Below are 14,200 nucleotides of genomic sequence, written 5' to 3' on the forward strand. Positions count from 1 at the left end.
GCAACGGGCCAGCACCAACTGCCTGTTTGGGTGGTTCGCCTTGATTTGGGGTGAAATGGACCTAAACTTTCGCGGCGCGGGGCAGTTTCTTCACCCTGCCCGCTTTCCCCGCGCAGGTCCATTTCCGGGGTCCCCAAATCAAGGCGAACCACCCAAACAGGCACTCCGGCGAAGAACCGCCGTCACCGACTAGCCAGCGAACCGACCGCCACCACGGCCGGCAGCGCCACCACGGCGAACGCGGGCCAACCGAGCAGTCCCCAAAAGCCCCATAGCAAGTTTCCGGTGTCCGTCACTTGGCGTCCTCCTTCGGGTGACCGCGGATCACCCTAGACTCGAACCCGTGACTCTTGACGCACATCAGATCCCCGCCGACGACGAGCACCCGAGGGAGCGCCAGCGCGGGCCGGTCACGCTGCGCCGCGGGCAGAGTGACGAGGCGACCACCACCGACCAGCGGCTGCTCGACTCGCGCGGCCCCAGCGCGTGGGTCCACACCGACCCGTGGCGGGTCCTGCGCATCCAGGCGGAGTTCGTCGAGGGGTTCGGCGCGCTGGCCGAGGTGCCGCGCGCGGTCACCGTGTTCGGCTCGGCCCGCACCCTGCGTGACCACCCCGAGTACCAGCTGGGCCGCGACATCGGCGCCGCGCTGGCGACCGCGGGCTTCGCCGCGATCACCGGTGGCGGCCCCGGCACCATGGAGGCGGTCAACCGCGGCTGCTCGGAGGCCGGTGGCCAGTCGATCGGCCTGGGCATCGAGCTGCCGTTCGAGCAGGGCCTCAACCCGTGGGTCGACCTCGGCGTCAACTTCCGCTACTTCTTCGCCCGCAAGACGATGTTCATCAAGTACTCGCAGGCCTTCATCTGCCTGCCCGGCGGCTTCGGCACCCTCGACGAGCTGTTCGAGGCGCTGACCCTGGTGCAGACCAAGAAGGTCACCAAGTTCCCGGTCGTCCTCTTCGGCACCGAGTACTGGGGCGGGCTCTACGACTGGCTGAACGACTCGGTGATGAAGCACGGCAAGATCGGCGAGAAGGACTTGGCGCTGCTGCACCTGACCGACGACATCGACGACGCCATCCGGGTGGTCGAGGAGGCATACCAGGCATGGAGCGACGCGCACTGAACCTCTGTGTCTACTGCGGATCACACGATTCCGTCCCACGCGGCTACCTCGACCTCGCCGATGAGGTGGGCGCGGGCTTGGCCGCGCGCGGCTGGAACCTCGTGTGGGGCGGCTCGTCGGCGGCGATGATGGGCGCGGTGGCCCGTGCCGCCCGCCGCGGCGGCGCCCGCACCCTCGGGGTGATCCCGAGCGGTCTGGTCGCCCTGGAACGCGCCGACCCGCAGGCCGACGAACTGGTCGTCGTCGACACCATGCGCGAGCGCAAGGCCGTCATGGACGACCGGTCCGACGCCTTCCTCGCCCTGCCCGGCGGGCTGGGCACGTGCGAGGAGCTGTTCGAGGTGTGGACCTCGCGCTACCTCGGGATGCACGACAAGCCGGTCGTCCTGCTCGACCCGGACGACCACTACGAGGGTCTGATCAAGTGGGCCCGCGAGCTGCAGTCGCGCGGTTTCGCCTCCCAGGCGGCGCTCGACGCGCTCGTGGTCGTGCGGACCGCCGAGGAAGCCCTGGACGCCTGCGCGGGCTGAGCCTTTCCAGGCCCAGCCCGCGTGCCGGTCAGCCGTGGACGCGCACGACGTCCACGGTGTGCCGGTCGACGTCGCAGAACCGTTCGGTCACCCATTCCTTGCGGGAGAACAGGTCCGTCTGGTCGTTGTGGTGCGGCGACAGCGGATCCGATGACTGTGAGTACGCCATCACGGTCTTCGCCTCCGGGCACCCGTCGCCGGTCAGCGCGACGACGTGCAGGTAGCTGGAGCTGTTCGAGCCCGCGCCGCCGACATCGGTGTACCCGCGTTTGGCGTCCCACGCGCTGGTGATCACGTTGAACACGCCCAGTTCCGGCCGGCCGCCGCCGATCGGGAACCGCTTGCCACCGCGGTCGACGTACTGGTTCGCGCCCAGCGCCGCGTCCGGTGCGATCCCGGCGCCCGCCAGGTCGGACACCGCGTCGGCGAGGGCGACGGCCAGCGCGGGATTATCCGCGGCGAGCGTGTTCGGCGTGGCCACGGGGGAGTCCACCGCGAACGGCGTGCGCCACAACTGTCCACTCGGGATTGTTCGGACTCGGCTCCAGTAGCGGGTGAACAGCAGCGCGCCCCGACTGTCCACATCAGACTTGCGGTCCCACTGGGACAGCGCGGCGCAGGCGGCGGTCAGGTCGACGACCCGGCCCACGGAGTCCGTCGCTTTGTGTCCCACCGCCGCGCACATTTCCAGGGTGCCCGGCACGGCCAGTTCGGCGGCGTACACCCGGTTCGACAGCGTGAGGTCCATCGCCGCCCGCGGGGTGAACTTGCCCGCGCGCAACTGGTCGGTGATCTCGGTGAGGGTGTCCCGGGTGCGGACGTTGCGTTCGGTCGCGGCCGTGCCCAGGATGCGGTGCGTCGGGGTCATCGGCGCGGCGGCGTTGCCCAGCCAGTAGCTCTGGTTGGAATTGCTGACGTAGTCGCTCCGCCACTGCAGCGGGAGATTCCCCGGACCGAACGTGCCCGGCTGGATCGCGTCCCGGTCGGTGCCCCAGGCGCACTCGGCGCGAGACCCGTCGAGCACGGCGAGGCCCTGGGTGGGGAAGAGCGTCCTGCTCAGCGCGGTGCCGCAGCGCTCGGCGTGCGCGTCGGTCACGTTCGGCACCACCGACATGCCGGAGTACGCGGTGTCGCCTCGGGAATCGGTCACCGTCATGTTGAAGATCGAGACGCCCTGGGTGCGGCGAACGGCCGCGATGTACTCACCCGTGCTCTGCGCCCGGTTCACCGCGGCCAGGCTGTTGAGCAGCCGCAGATTGCCCGCGTTCGGGTCGGCGAGCGCGTAGGCCGTGGTGGCCGTCCAGGGGAGCGCGTTCCCGCGGACGTTGGTGACCACCGGCCCGTAGCGGGTCCACCACTGGGTTCGGGTGACCGGGCCCGCCGGGGTGTCGACGGTGACGTCGCGGCGGGTCATCGCCTCTTCCTGGCCGTCGACGAGGTAGGTCGTCGGGTTCGCCAGGGTCAGCTCGAAGAGGGTGAACGGGGTGACGCCGTCGGTGATGGTGCCGCTCCACGCCATCCGGGCGGTGTGCCCCAGGGCGATCGTGGGCAGGCCGACGAAGGACGCGCCGATCACGTCGAGCTTGCCCGGCACGGTCACGTGCGACTGGTGCCAGAGGTAGTCACCGCCCCACGGCAGGTGCGGGTTGGCGATCGAGATGCCGCGCCCGCTCACCGTGGCGTCGCGGCCCAGGGCGATCGCGTTGCTGCCCGGACCCGCCATGCGGTCGGTGCCGGCGGTGGCGGTTCCGGCGCTCGGGCCGGTGGCGAGGAAGTCGGGTGCGGCCGACTGGCCCAGGGCCATGCCCCAGGCGTAGGCGCGGCGGTAGACGTCGACCTCGGTCATCGGGCGCAGCCAGGGCGCCCCGGCACAGGAAGTCCGGTGTCGCTCGGCGAGGTACTTGTTGTAACCCGCCGCGTAGCCGCGCACTAGGTCGCGGACGTCGGCGCTCGGCCCGAGCGGCGCGGGCTGGGCCATCAGCCGCTCGACCGTGCCCGCGTCGGCGATGCCGCGGAAGTACAGGTCGCTGCTGAGGTTGCTGCTCGCCCGCACGATCGTGCCCGACGGCCTGCCGTCCGGCCCGAACCAGCGTGAACGCTCCCCGGCGAGCGAGGCCATGCCCTCGCCGATGACGCACAGGTGGTCGCGGGCCTGCGCGTACCCCTGGCCGAACCCGGCGCCGCGGAGGTCGCGGGCCTTGATGTGCGGCACCCCGAACTCGGTGTACCGGATGGTGGTCTCCGGCCCCGCCGCGCGCGCGGCAGGCGCCAAGGCCAGTACCGACAGCCCGGCCAGCGCCGCCGCGAGCCCTTTCCTCGTGTGCCCCATGAAGATCCCCTTCGGCTGGTTCGTCCAGCCAACTTTGATCTTCCGAGGCGGAGTTCTCACTGCGGTGCGCCGCCGAATCGATGGTGGGGCAGGCCCTACCGGTTCGAGGGTATTCCCAGATAACCGCTGGTCAGGCGGCGTTGGGCCGCTTGTGGTACGAGTCGACGTACTCCTGACCGGAGAGCTCCATGATCGCGTACATGATCTCGTCGGTCACCGCGCGGCGGATGGGCAGGGAGTTGCCGAGGCCGTCGTAGCGGCTGAAGTTCAGGGGTGTGCCGAAGCGCACGGTGATGCGGTGGGGCCGGGGGAGCTTCTTGCCCTTCGGCTGCACCTTGTCGGTGCCGATCAGCGCGACCGGGACCACGACCGCGTTGTGCTCGAGGGCCAGCTGCGCCACCCCGGTGCGGCCGCGGTGCAGCCTGCCGTCGAGCGAACGGGTGCCCTCGGGGTGGATCGCGAAGGCGCCACCGGCGTCGAGGATGGCGCCCGCGTCGTCGAGCGAGGCGAGGGCGGCGCGGCTGTTGTCCCGCTGGACGGGGACGGCGCCGAGGGCCCGGAAAAGGGTTCCGACCAGGCGACCCTTGATGGACTTGCCCTCGAAGTACTCCGACTTGGCCAGGAAGGCGACCTTGCGGCCGACCATCATCGGCACCACGAAGCTGTCGATGACGGCGAGGTGGTTGATCGCCAGGATGACCGGCCCCTTGGCGGGCACGCGGTCCGCTCCCTCCACCACCGGCCGCAGGAACAACCTGGCGAGGAAGGACAGCACGACACGCAGCGCGCGGTAGAACACGAGGGGGCCTCCTTGGTCGTCTCTACTGTAACCACGCCGACGCCCGGTCACCCGTCGTCCATGGCACGATCGGTAGCCGTGAATCAGCTCCGGTTCGGCACGCGCGCGGTCCCGCAGGACCGGGCGCTGGTGATGGCGATCGTCAACCGCACCAGGGACTCCTTCTACGACCAGGGCGCGACATTCGCCGAAGGGCCCGCGCTGGCCGCAGTCGAGCAGGCGGTGGCCGACGGTGCCGACATCGTCGACATCGGCGGCGTCCGGGCCGGGTCCCACGGCGAACCGGTCGACGCGGCCGAGGAGGCCCGCAGGGTTGTGCCGTTCGTCACGGCCGTCCGTGACCGCCACCCCGACCTGGTCATCAGCGTCGACACCTGGCGCCACGAGGTCGGCCGCGCGGTCTGTGAGGCGGGCGCCGACCTCATCAACGACACCTGGGCGGGTGCCGACCCGCTGCTCGCGGAGGTCGCCGCCGAGTTCGGGGTCGGCATCGTCTGCTCCCACACCGGCGGCGCCCAGCCGCGCACCGACCCGCACCGGGTCCGCTACACCGACGTCGTCGCCCAGGTCGTCGCCGAGCTGGTCGAGCGGGCCGAGCGAATGGTCACACTCGGCGTCCCCCGCGAAGGGGTGCTGATCGACCCGACGCACGACTTCGGCAAGAACACCTGGCACGGCCTTGAGCTGCTGCGCAGGCTCGACGAGCTGGTCGCCACGGGGTGGCCGGTGCTCATGGCGCTGTCGAACAAGGACTTCATCGGCGAGACCCTCGGTGCTGGCCTGCGTGAGCGGGTCGATGGCACACTCGCCGCGACGGCCGTGTCCGCGTGGACGGGCGCACGGGTTTTCCGCGCGCACGAGGTGCGGCAGACAAGGCAGGTGGTGGACATGGTGGCGAGCATCGCCGGGACGAGACCGCCCGCGCGCGCGGTTCGGGCACTCGCGTGAGCGGGATGCTGGACCACACCTGGCAGAGTCCAGAGTGGACAATCTCGCAGTTGGTGTGCGCCAAGGGAACCCGCACGGTCAGCGTGGTGCTCCCGGCCCTGGACGAAGAGGGCACGGTCGGCCAGGTCGTCGAGTCCGTCCGGCCGCTGCTCGGCACCCTCGTCGACGAACTCATCGTGCTCGACTCCGGCTCCGCCGACCACACCGCGGCCGTCGCCACCGCCGCGGGAGCCCGGGTGGTCCACCGCGGCGACGTCCTCCCGGACCTCGAGCCACGGCCCGGCAAGGGCGAAGTCCTGTGGCGGTCGCTGGCCGCCACCACCGGTGACCTGCTGGTCTTCCTGGACACGGACCTCATCGAGCCCGACCCGGCGTTCGTCCCGTCGCTGCTCGGCCCGTTGCTGACCGCGTCGGGCGTGCACCTGGTCAAGGGCTTCTACCGGCGCCCGCTGCGGATGGAGAGCGAGGAGGCGGGCACCGGCGGCGGCCGCGTCACCGAACTCCTGGCCCGCCCCGTGTTGTCGGCCCTACGCCCGGAGCTGTCCGGCGTGATCCAGCCCCTCGGCGGCGAATACGCGGCAACCCGGGAATTCCTGCAGTCGGTCCCGTTCGCGGCCGGGTACGGGGTGGAGATCGGACTGCTGCTCGACGCCCACTCGCGGTACGGGTTGGAGGGGTTGGCGCAGGTCAACCTCGGTGTGCGCAAGCACCGGAACCGGTCGCTGCTGCAGCTCGGGGTGATGGCCCGGCAGATCTTGGGCACGGCGTTGGACCGGTGTGGGATCGAGGCCGGGTCGGGTGAGCTGACCCAGTTCGTGCAGGTGGGCGGGGAGTGGCTGCCGGACACCATTGACGTGCTGGTGGCCGACCGACCGCCGATGGCCGAGATCCTGGTCGGCCGCTGAGCTCACTCGGTGATCTTCGGGTGCGCGGTACTCGCGGCCACCGATCGTCCTTGTGCCGAGCGAGCCACGCAATCGATGCTGCCTGGCGGGATTCTCCGGCGTGACAGGGCGTTCGGTGAGAATCAGGTTTCGGTGGGTGTGGGCACGGACCCGAAATCGTCACCGTCGATCGGCTCGGTGAGAGCCGCCGCCAGTTCGGCGTCCGCGTGGCCAAACGCGGTGGTCGGCAGAGGCTTGGAACGCGCGCGCGAAGTCCGCGACGAACCGGTGGCGGTCGCGTTCCGGGAGCGCGTCGACCCAGGGGAACTCGTCAGTCAGCGACCGAGCAGCCGCCTCCCATGCCTCTTTCGGCAGGTGGGAGAGCAGGCTGCGCAGCGCCCGCGCGGCGTGCACCGCGCCATCAGCTGTCGCCGCCGCGCGATCGACCCTGGTCAGCAGCAGTGCGGCCCCGTCGCGACGGCGCACATGGACCTCGCCGCGATCGGCGAGGGCGGCGACGCTCGTGGGGTCGCGTTGCAGCTGAACCTCGGTTGACATACCTCTATTCCGAACTTTTTCAGAACTCTCCGCAAGGTCTCGACCGGGCGATCGGCGCCCCCGCGGTCGGAGACGCCGATCGGCAGCCGTCAGAACGTCTGGTTCGCGAAGCCCTTCGTGGCGATCTTCGACAGCATCGACTGCCATGCCGCCGAGCTCGTGTGTGGATCACCCGTGACGGCGAGCGCCGATTTCGCGCCGTTGAAGGCGTTCTGGGTGTTTGTTCCCCAGATGCCGTCGACGACCAGGCCCGAGCCGCGGAAGTTGTTGCACATGGCCTGGACGAACTTGGTGTCGCTTTCCGAGCTCTTCACGCACAGCACCGGCAGGCCGCCGAAGTCGGAGTGGATGTGGTCGGCGTGCGCGGAGTTGTACCAACCGTCCAGCGCGTAGCGGAAACGCCTGCGGCACACCGCGTCCACGGCCAGGTAGCGCTTGCGCAGCGACGCCGTGGCGGAGGCGTGGTGTTGGTCCAGTGGGCTACTGACCTGCCCGCCGCTCCAGCGGACGTAGTCGAGGTCCATCGCCGTGCCCGCGCCGTGCTGGCCGGGCTTGTTGACGTAGAACCCGGCCGACACCAGGTACGTGATGCTCCCGTAGGCCGACGATAAGGACCGCAGGTCCCGGATCCAGAGCACCAGACTGTCGTAGAACCCTTGGGTGCACTGCCAGTTCCGCAGCGTCGTGTTGCCCCGGCTGGACCGCCAGTAGTACGCCGGCGTGCCGTCGATGCGCTGGAAGGTGATCATCGGACCTCCGCGGTCTGGAGCTTGCCGTCGAGCAGCCAGTACGAGACGCGGCCCCGGTGGGTGCGGACCAGGCCGACCGCGTGGGCGCGGTCGGGCACTCCGGCGGGGCCGCGGCCCGCGCCGACGGTGCCCGCGAGGGCGGCGGAACCGCCGATGGCGTTGCCGACCCAGCGGACCGAGCCGTCGTCTAGGACGCCCTGCACGGCCGCGTCGTCGAGCCTGCCCGCGGCGAGTTCGGACCACGCGGCGCCGTCCGACGACACGTGGAGCACGGTTTCCTGAGATCCGATGGTCCCGGCGAGCCAACCGTTTCGACCCACCGCGAGGGTGGTGACGTACGCGGTCGGTTCCAGGCCGGTGACCGCGCCGAGGCTCCAGTTCGCGCCCAGTCTGCGGGCGGCGATGGTGCCCCGCGGCACGTCCTCGCCGGACAGGTCCGAGCCCAGCGCCATCGCCGCGCTCGGGCTCGCGGCGACGGCGGTGAACATCGACCGCCTTCCGCGCAGGCGCAGGACTTCGCGCCAGGCCAGGCCGTCCGCGGACGACCACAGCGCGGCCTCGCCGTCGATCGAGCCCGCGGCCAGAGCGCCGCGCGCGTCGGTGGCCACGTCGAGAACAAGTGCGCCGGCAAGTCCGGTGGTGGCCTTGGCGACACCGTCGTCGCCGATGAGCACCCAGCGGGAGTCCTGTCGGCACAGGACTTGGGGGTGGTCGCCGACGACGGCCACACCGGCGCAGAGGTCGACCTCGGTGGACGCCGCCGCGAGTCCGGCGCCCGGTCCGACCGCGGCCACCGCCGCGAGCCCGGCGGCGCCGATCACGAACGTCCGGCGGCTGATTCGATCTGGTTCGTTCGGTCCCAATTCAGCTGATGTTTGCACGGGAAACCCTTCGGAGATAAGGGAAAAGTGCACACGACAAGCACGAGCTGTTAGTGGAGGATTGGCACGACAGTTCCGAGTGTAGGACCCGTCGATCCACTTGGGATACGTCCGTTCCGCCCAATCTGGACCAGTCCGATACGCCAAAAGGCCGTTCACGAGGCAGTTGACACCGTGTCGTGAGCCGCCATCTCACGATGCGGCGTTGACCTGGCCTTATGGCTGGGTCTTCCCGTGGCGGTACCCGGTGCCCGCGTGGTGCGGGTCTTACGTGGGTTTCCATCGGGCTCGTTTTGTGTCGCCCCGCAACTCGGGGAGGACATGCCGACCGTGACCTCGTCCACGAGTGCGGCGAGGTTGCGGGCGGCGTTGAGATCGCGATCCAGCGCGTATCCGCACTGGTCGCAGTGGAACGTCCGCTCGGATAGGCGCAGTTTGGCTTTCACGGCGCCACAGGCCGAGCAGGTCTTCGAGGATGGGTACCAGCGGTCGGCGAGGTGCACGCGGCTGCTGGCCCACCCGGATTTGTAGGTGATCTGCCTGCGTAGTTCGCCCATGCCGACTCCGGCGATGTGCCGGGCGAGGCGCCGGTTGCGGATCATTCCGGCGACGTGGAGGTCTTCGAGGACGATCACACCGTGGGTGCGGACCAGGCGCGTGGACAGCTTGTGCAGTCCGTCGCGGCGGGCGTTGGCCACCGCTGTGTGCAGACGGGCGATCCGGGCCTGGGTCTTGCGCCACCGGCCCGAGGGTGCCTGCCGGGTGCGCCGGTCCGGGCCGATCCGGCGGGCCGCCTGCCTCCCCAACCTGCGCAGGTCCCGCAGCGCGACATCAAGGTGTCTCGGGTTGGCGATGACTTCACCGGTCGAGAGCACGGCCAGCGACTTGATCCCGAGATCCACGCCGACCACCGAGTCCGGGCGGCCCGGGGCGGGGTCGCGGCGGTCGATCTCGACCGAGAACGAGCAGAACCACCGCCCACCCCGGTAAGTCACCGTGGCGGAACGGATGCGCGCGGTACCCCGGTCGACGTGCCGGGCCAGTTTCCGAGTCGACTCGTGGGTGCGCACGAGGCCGATGCGCGGCAGCTTCACATGCCTGCGGTCACCTTCGGCCAATCCAAACGCTCCGGTGGTGAAACGACACGACAGCGCCGTACGTTTGCCCTTGAACGTCGGGAATCGAACCCTCGTACCCTTGCGCTTGCCGGTCTTGGACGCGTTCCAGTTCTTCAATGCGGTCGCGAGGTTCGCCAAGCCGGAGGAGTACGCCTCCTTTGAGTTCTCACTCCACCACGGGGCAACCGCCTCCTTGGCCTGGTTCCAGTCCCGGCGCAGCGAGTACGGCGACCAGGCGACCGGTGGCGTGAGATCCACGCCGGCGATCCCGTAGGAGGCCTCGGCACGCCGCTGGTCGAGGTTGGCCTTGATCAGGGCAAGACCCCAGTTATAGGCGTACCTTTGCGCACCACAATGGGACCGCAACCCGCCCTCCTGGGCCGTGGTTGGGTCAAGCGCGAACCGGAATGCCTGCAACACGATCATCGGCGCGGACCCTACCGAGCACGACCGACAAAACCGCCCAAAAGGCCCTGCCGGTGTGGGCACCGGCAGGGCCTTGAGGGTCGACGGTCGGGACCGTCCTGGGGGATACGGTGTCGCGACCGCCGACGTCCCCGGGGCGGCTAGATGACCCGGATGGCGTGCGCCGTCCAGCTGGACTGGCCGTAGAGCTCCTTGATCCGCACGCTGTTCCCGTTGCGCGGCCAGGAGGCCTCGATCAGCTTGCCGCCGCCGACGTAGATCGCCACGTGGGTCGTCGTGCTGGGCTTGTCGCCGTCGCCCCAGAAGATCAGGTCGCCCGGCTCGAGTTGGTTGAGCGGCACCTTCTTGCCCGAGGTGTACTGCTGGGTGGTGGCGGGCCCGATGTCGATGCCCGCGCCCTTCCAGAACGCGTACAGGGTGAAGCCGGAGCAGTCGTAGCCGTAGCGGTAGTAGTCGTCGCCGCCCTCACGCTGGCGGTGCTCGACGCCGTAGGACGGGCCGCCCTTGCCGCCCGCGCCCCACGAGTACAGGTAACCCTTGCCAGTCTGGGACTTGGCCGCGTCGAGCACGCGCTTGATCTTCTCGGCGCGGGTGCCGGTCGTCGGGCCCGCCGGGCCGTTGTTGCGGCCGTGGACCTTCTTGCCGCCGCCGTCGGAGCTCTCGTCACCGCAGCGCGGGACGCCGGGCGCCCAGCCGTCGGTGCCGGTCTTGACGTACTTGTCCGGCACCCACCAGCCGTCGCTCGTGTAGTCCCAGATCTCGCCGGAGGCGCTGGACTGGCACTTGACTGGGACCGTCTGGCCCGCCTTGTAGGCGTTGTACTTGTGGCCGGGGGCGTTGGCGTCCTGGCCCTTCTTCTTGCGGCCGTTGATGTCGACCTTCGCCGGGAAGCCCTTGGGCTTGATCGCCGGGTCGATCTCGAAGTCGGCATCGGTGAACTCGCCGTCGGCGGCGACCGGGGCGGGCGACGGCGTCGGGTCGGCCGAGCCGCACGCGGTCAGGCTCAGGCCGGCGATCATCGCCATGGCCAGGATCTTGGTGCTGGTTCGCATCGTCGTTCGCATCGTCATAGTCCTTGGGTCACCAGTCGGAGGGCATGTAGGCCCAGCCGAGGTAGTCGGAGCGGTTGCGGAAGTGGTTGTCCTGGTAGACCTTCGGCCCGGTGCTGATCGCCTTGTTGTCGCCGATCGAGAGCATCACGTGGCCCCACTTGGTGGTGCTGCGGAAGAACACGACAGAACCCGCCGGCGGAACCGAACCGGTGTGGATGCGGCCACGCGCCTTCTGCCACTCGTAGTGCGTCATCGCCGAGTACTGCTTGCCGGACGTGCCGACCGAGCGCTCCACGAACAGCTCGCACTGGTTGTTCCAGTCGGTCGCGCCGAGGCGGGCCCGGGCGAACGCGATGGCCTCCTTGGCCCGCGGGTCCGCCGCGGCCGAACCGCCACCCCCGCCGCCGTTGCCGCCGCCACCGCTTCCCGCGCAGCGGGCCACACCGGGGGCGAAGCCGTCGGTGCCGGTCTTGACGTACTTGTCCGGCACCCACCAGCCGTCGGTGGTGTAGTCCCAGACCTCGCTGCCGTGCTTCGCCTGACACTTGACCGGGACCATTTGGCCCGCCTTGTAGGCGTCGTATTTGTGGCCGGGCGCGTTCGCGTCCTGGCCGATCTTCTTGCGGCCGTTGATGGCGACCTTCGCCGGGAATGACTTCGGCCCGATCGCGGAATTGATTTCGTCGCCGTCGAGCGCCGCTTCTTCGGCGTCATCGGTGGCGGCGTTCCCCGGCGCGTTCTCCGCCATTACCGCGCCACTGGTGATGATTTCGGTCGCTTCCGGCGCGGCGGCCAGGCCGTCGCCGGAAGACCCGCAGGCGCTGAGCGTCAGCACGCTCGCCGCCGCGATGGCCGCGGCCACCACATTGATGGTCTTCACCCTGTGTCTCCCTCGTGTGATTCGGATCAGCCCGGGCCGTTCGGGGCGGCGTCGGGGCATGGCCCTACGATGGGCCGCCGCGGGGGTTGTCCGGTAGCCGCTTACGCGCTCTGACAAGCCCTTACAACAGATCTGACAGGGGGTCGGTGATCGTGCCTGAACAAGCCGCTGACAGGGATACTCGGCGGTATCTGATCGCTGGTTTCGCCTCGGAATTAAGGGATCTGCGGGAGGCGGTGGGCACCCCGTCGTTCCGCAAGATGGCCGGATCGTCGGGGGTGATCTCGCACACGACGCTGCACGAAGCGGCGGGCGGCAGCCGATTCCCGTCGTGGGAGACGACCCGCGAGTTCGTCCGGGTATGCGGTGGCGACGAACGGGAATGGCGGGCGAAATGGGTCGCGCTGAAAACCGAGTTATCGCCTGACGAAGCCATTGTGCCACTGCGCGAAGAAGTCGCGCGAGTGGTGAATGAGGTGACGGTCAAACGAACTTGGTGGACTCGCGGGAGAATCGCGATCGCCGTCGGGATCGTCGTCGCGGCGCTCGTCGCCGGATTCTCGGTCTACCACTTCGGCAAGACGCCATACGATCCGCTGTATTCCGGCGACTTCAGCCGGTTCATCACCGACGTGACCGTGCCCGACGGTGCGGAGGTCGTGGTCAACGAGACCTTCACCAAGATCTGGGAGATCGAGAACGGCGGAACGGTGCTGTGGCAAGGCCGCGCCATGCGCCGCGAGAACTCCGTCGGCGGCTGCCAGGCCCCGGAACGGGTGCCGATCGGCACCACGCCGCCAGGCGACCGGGTCAAGATCACCGCGATCGTGATCGCCGGGTCGGAGCCCGGGATCTGCAAGGTCGACTACAAGATGGTCGACGAGCGCAACCAGGTGACGCTGCCGGGTTCGCGGCCGATCTTCTTCATCGTCAACGTCGTCACGAAGCTGTCCGGCCCGCAGCCCGCGCACATGGCGCCGACGACGGCGAATCCCGCCGCCCCGTGACTCACGCCAACGGGAGCGCGACTTCCAGCTCCCGCAGCGCGGGATCGTGCGGGTGCGCGTCGTCGCGGCCGGTCGGGATGAACCCGAGCCTGCGGTAGAAGCGCAACGCCCGATCGTTGCCTTCCGTTGCCCACGCGGTGATCCGCCCGGCCCGCCGCCCACGCGCCCAGTCGATCACCGCCCGCACCACGGCCTCGCCCGCCCCGGTGCCACGCAGGGTTGGACGCGCCCACACGGAGATCAGTTCCACGTCGTCGGAATCCGGTTTCCCGCCCGCGATCGCGACCGGCTCGCCGTCGAGCGTGGCGAGGAAGACGCCGCAGCTCTCGGGCCAGGAACGCCAGCGCGCCTCGTCGTAGCCAGACTCTTCGGTGAGGGTCGCGCCGAAGGCCGAGGGGTCGGCGGTGAGCGCGGCCACGCGAATCGCCCGCAGCTCCATCCAGTCGTCGGCTGTGGCCTGTCGTACCTCTATCTCGCGCATTCGTGCAGCGTTTCCGACCCCGTGGGCGGCCCGCAACACGATTTCCCGGCCTTGCCTCCGCCCGTAAGGTCGCGATCATGACGGACGCGCTGCGTGGTCACCTCGACGCTGTCCTGCTCGCCACGCTCGATGGCAGGCGCCTGCACGGCTACGGGATCATCGAGACAGTCCAGGCCCGTACCAAAGGCGCGTTGGACCTGCCCACCGGCACCGTCTACCCGGCGCTGCGCAGGCTGGAGAACGCCGGTTACCTGCACAGCGAGTGGAGCACCGTCTCCGGCAGGCAGCGCCGCACCTACCAGCTCACCCGCGCCGGTCTCGACGCCCTCGCCGCCAAGCGGGCCGCCTGGCGCGAGTTCACCTCCACCATCGGGACCGTCCTCGAACCCGTGACCTAGTGGTGTGTCCTCCGACGTCGTGACACGATCGCGG

At 69.7% G+C, this 14,200-nt stretch carries 15 protein-coding genes; 6 read left to right on the forward strand and 9 right to left on the reverse strand.

Annotated features, from left to right (window positions below; all coding sequences use genetic code 11):
- Nucleotides 1-343 precede the first annotated feature (343 nt).
- Nucleotides 344-1,126 (forward strand): LOG family protein, encoded by a 783-nt coding sequence (locus tag C8E96_RS12465; RefSeq protein WP_091378392.1) that lies wholly within the window; start codon nt 344-346, stop codon nt 1,124-1,126.
- Nucleotides 1,108-1,656 (forward strand): LOG family protein, encoded by a 549-nt coding sequence (locus C8E96_RS12470; RefSeq protein WP_091378390.1) that lies wholly within the window; start codon nt 1,108-1,110, stop codon nt 1,654-1,656. Before C8E96_RS12465 ends, C8E96_RS12470 begins: the two co-directional genes overlap by 19 nt.
- 28 nt (nt 1,657-1,684) lie before the next feature.
- Here the strand turns inward: C8E96_RS12470 and C8E96_RS12475 are convergent, their stop codons facing one another.
- The gene (locus tag C8E96_RS12475) at nt 1,685-3,985 is read right to left on the reverse strand and encodes a penicillin acylase family protein (protein ID WP_091378387.1); all 2,301 of its coding nucleotides are present in this window, start codon (nt 3,983-3,985) and stop codon (nt 1,685-1,687) included.
- 130 nt (nt 3,986-4,115) lie between these two features.
- Entirely contained in the window at nt 4,116-4,784 is a 669-nt protein-coding gene (locus C8E96_RS12480; RefSeq protein WP_091378385.1) for a lysophospholipid acyltransferase family protein, read from the reverse strand.
- 60 nt (nt 4,785-4,844) lie between these two features.
- Here C8E96_RS12480 and folP point away from each other — a divergent pair, with 60 nt between their 5' ends.
- Nucleotides 4,845-5,732: a dihydropteroate synthase gene (folP, locus tag C8E96_RS12485; protein ID WP_166657962.1), complete on the forward strand. Its 888-nt coding sequence runs from the start codon at nt 4,845-4,847 to the stop codon at nt 5,730-5,732.
- A 5-nt stretch (nt 5,733-5,737) separates the two neighbouring features.
- Nucleotides 5,738-6,637: a glucosyl-3-phosphoglycerate synthase gene (locus C8E96_RS12490; protein WP_091379396.1), complete on the forward strand. Its 900-nt coding sequence runs from the start codon at nt 5,738-5,740 to the stop codon at nt 6,635-6,637.
- Nucleotides 6,638-6,796: 159 nt separating this feature from the next.
- Here the strand turns inward: C8E96_RS12490 and C8E96_RS12495 are convergent, their stop codons facing one another.
- The 6 genes from C8E96_RS12495 to C8E96_RS12520 form a co-directional block, all read right to left on the reverse strand.
- On the reverse strand, nt 6,797-7,174 hold the full coding sequence (locus tag C8E96_RS12495) for a hypothetical protein (RefSeq protein ID WP_133794379.1): 378 nt from the start codon (nt 7,172-7,174) through the stop codon (nt 6,797-6,799).
- A gap of 89 nt (nt 7,175-7,263) precedes the next feature.
- Nucleotides 7,264-7,923, reverse strand: a complete 660-nt coding sequence (locus C8E96_RS12500; RefSeq protein ID WP_091378377.1) for an extensin family protein — start codon at nt 7,921-7,923, stop codon at nt 7,264-7,266.
- Nucleotides 7,920-8,744, reverse strand: a complete 825-nt coding sequence (locus C8E96_RS12505; RefSeq protein ID WP_091378374.1) for a hypothetical protein — start codon at nt 8,742-8,744, stop codon at nt 7,920-7,922. Before C8E96_RS12505 ends, C8E96_RS12500 begins: the two co-directional genes overlap by 4 nt.
- A 215-nt stretch (nt 8,745-8,959) precedes the next feature.
- The gene (gene tnpB / locus C8E96_RS12510; protein ID WP_228770025.1) at nt 8,960-10,348 is read right to left on the reverse strand and encodes an IS607 family element RNA-guided endonuclease TnpB; all 1,389 of its coding nucleotides are present in this window, start codon (nt 10,346-10,348) and stop codon (nt 8,960-8,962) included.
- A gap of 140 nt (nt 10,349-10,488) precedes the next feature.
- The gene (locus C8E96_RS12515) at nt 10,489-11,412 is read right to left on the reverse strand and encodes a C40 family peptidase (protein WP_166657964.1); all 924 of its coding nucleotides are present in this window, start codon (nt 11,410-11,412) and stop codon (nt 10,489-10,491) included.
- 16 nt (nt 11,413-11,428) lie between these two features.
- The gene (locus C8E96_RS12520; RefSeq protein ID WP_091378369.1) at nt 11,429-12,280 is read right to left on the reverse strand and encodes a C40 family peptidase; all 852 of its coding nucleotides are present in this window, start codon (nt 12,278-12,280) and stop codon (nt 11,429-11,431) included.
- 146 nt (nt 12,281-12,426) lie between these two features.
- Here C8E96_RS12520 and C8E96_RS12525 point away from each other — a divergent pair, with 146 nt between their 5' ends.
- Nucleotides 12,427-13,287 (forward strand): NBR1-Ig-like domain-containing protein, encoded by an 861-nt coding sequence (locus C8E96_RS12525; RefSeq protein WP_133794381.1) that lies wholly within the window; start codon nt 12,427-12,429, stop codon nt 13,285-13,287.
- Between the two features lies 1 nt (nt 13,288).
- Here C8E96_RS12525 and C8E96_RS12530 read toward each other — a convergent pair whose 3' ends face one another.
- Complete coding sequence (locus C8E96_RS12530; protein WP_091378364.1) at nt 13,289-13,768, reverse strand: GNAT family N-acetyltransferase; 480 nt, start codon at nt 13,766-13,768, stop codon at nt 13,289-13,291.
- Between the two features lie 74 nt (nt 13,769-13,842).
- Between C8E96_RS12530 and C8E96_RS12535 the strand changes: the two genes are divergently transcribed.
- Nucleotides 13,843-14,166 (forward strand): PadR family transcriptional regulator, encoded by a 324-nt coding sequence (locus tag C8E96_RS12535; RefSeq protein WP_091379393.1) that lies wholly within the window; start codon nt 13,843-13,845, stop codon nt 14,164-14,166.
- Nucleotides 14,167-14,200 lie beyond the last annotated feature (34 nt).

Source organism: Actinokineospora alba (assembly GCF_004362515.1).
Lineage (GTDB): Bacteria > Actinomycetota > Actinomycetes > Mycobacteriales > Pseudonocardiaceae > Actinokineospora > Actinokineospora alba.

Excerpts from the sequence above, each read along its gene's own strand:
- C8E96_RS12470 (WP_091378390.1), top strand. The coding sequence starts at position 1,108 with ATGGAGCGACGCGCACTGAACCTCTGTGTCTACTGCGGATCACACGAT.
- C8E96_RS12475 (WP_091378387.1), bottom strand. The coding sequence starts at position 3,985 with ATGGGGCACACGAGGAAAGGGCTCGCGGCGGCGCTGGCCGGGCTGTCG.
- folP (WP_166657962.1), top strand. The coding sequence starts at position 4,845 with ATGGCACGATCGGTAGCCGTGAATCAGCTCCGGTTCGGCACGCGCGCG.
- C8E96_RS12490 (WP_091379396.1), top strand. The coding sequence starts at position 5,738 with ATGCTGGACCACACCTGGCAGAGTCCAGAGTGGACAATCTCGCAGTTG.
- C8E96_RS12495 (WP_133794379.1), bottom strand. The coding sequence starts at position 7,174 with ATGTCAACCGAGGTTCAGCTGCAACGCGACCCCACGAGCGTCGCCGCC.
- C8E96_RS12500 (WP_091378377.1), bottom strand. The coding sequence starts at position 7,923 with ATGATCACCTTCCAGCGCATCGACGGCACGCCGGCGTACTACTGGCGG.
- tnpB (WP_228770025.1), bottom strand. The coding sequence starts at position 10,348 with ATGATCGTGTTGCAGGCATTCCGGTTCGCGCTTGACCCAACCACGGCC.
- C8E96_RS12515 (WP_166657964.1), bottom strand. The coding sequence starts at position 11,412 with ATGCGAACGACGATGCGAACCAGCACCAAGATCCTGGCCATGGCGATG.
- C8E96_RS12530 (WP_091378364.1), bottom strand. The coding sequence starts at position 13,768 with ATGCGCGAGATAGAGGTACGACAGGCCACAGCCGACGACTGGATGGAG.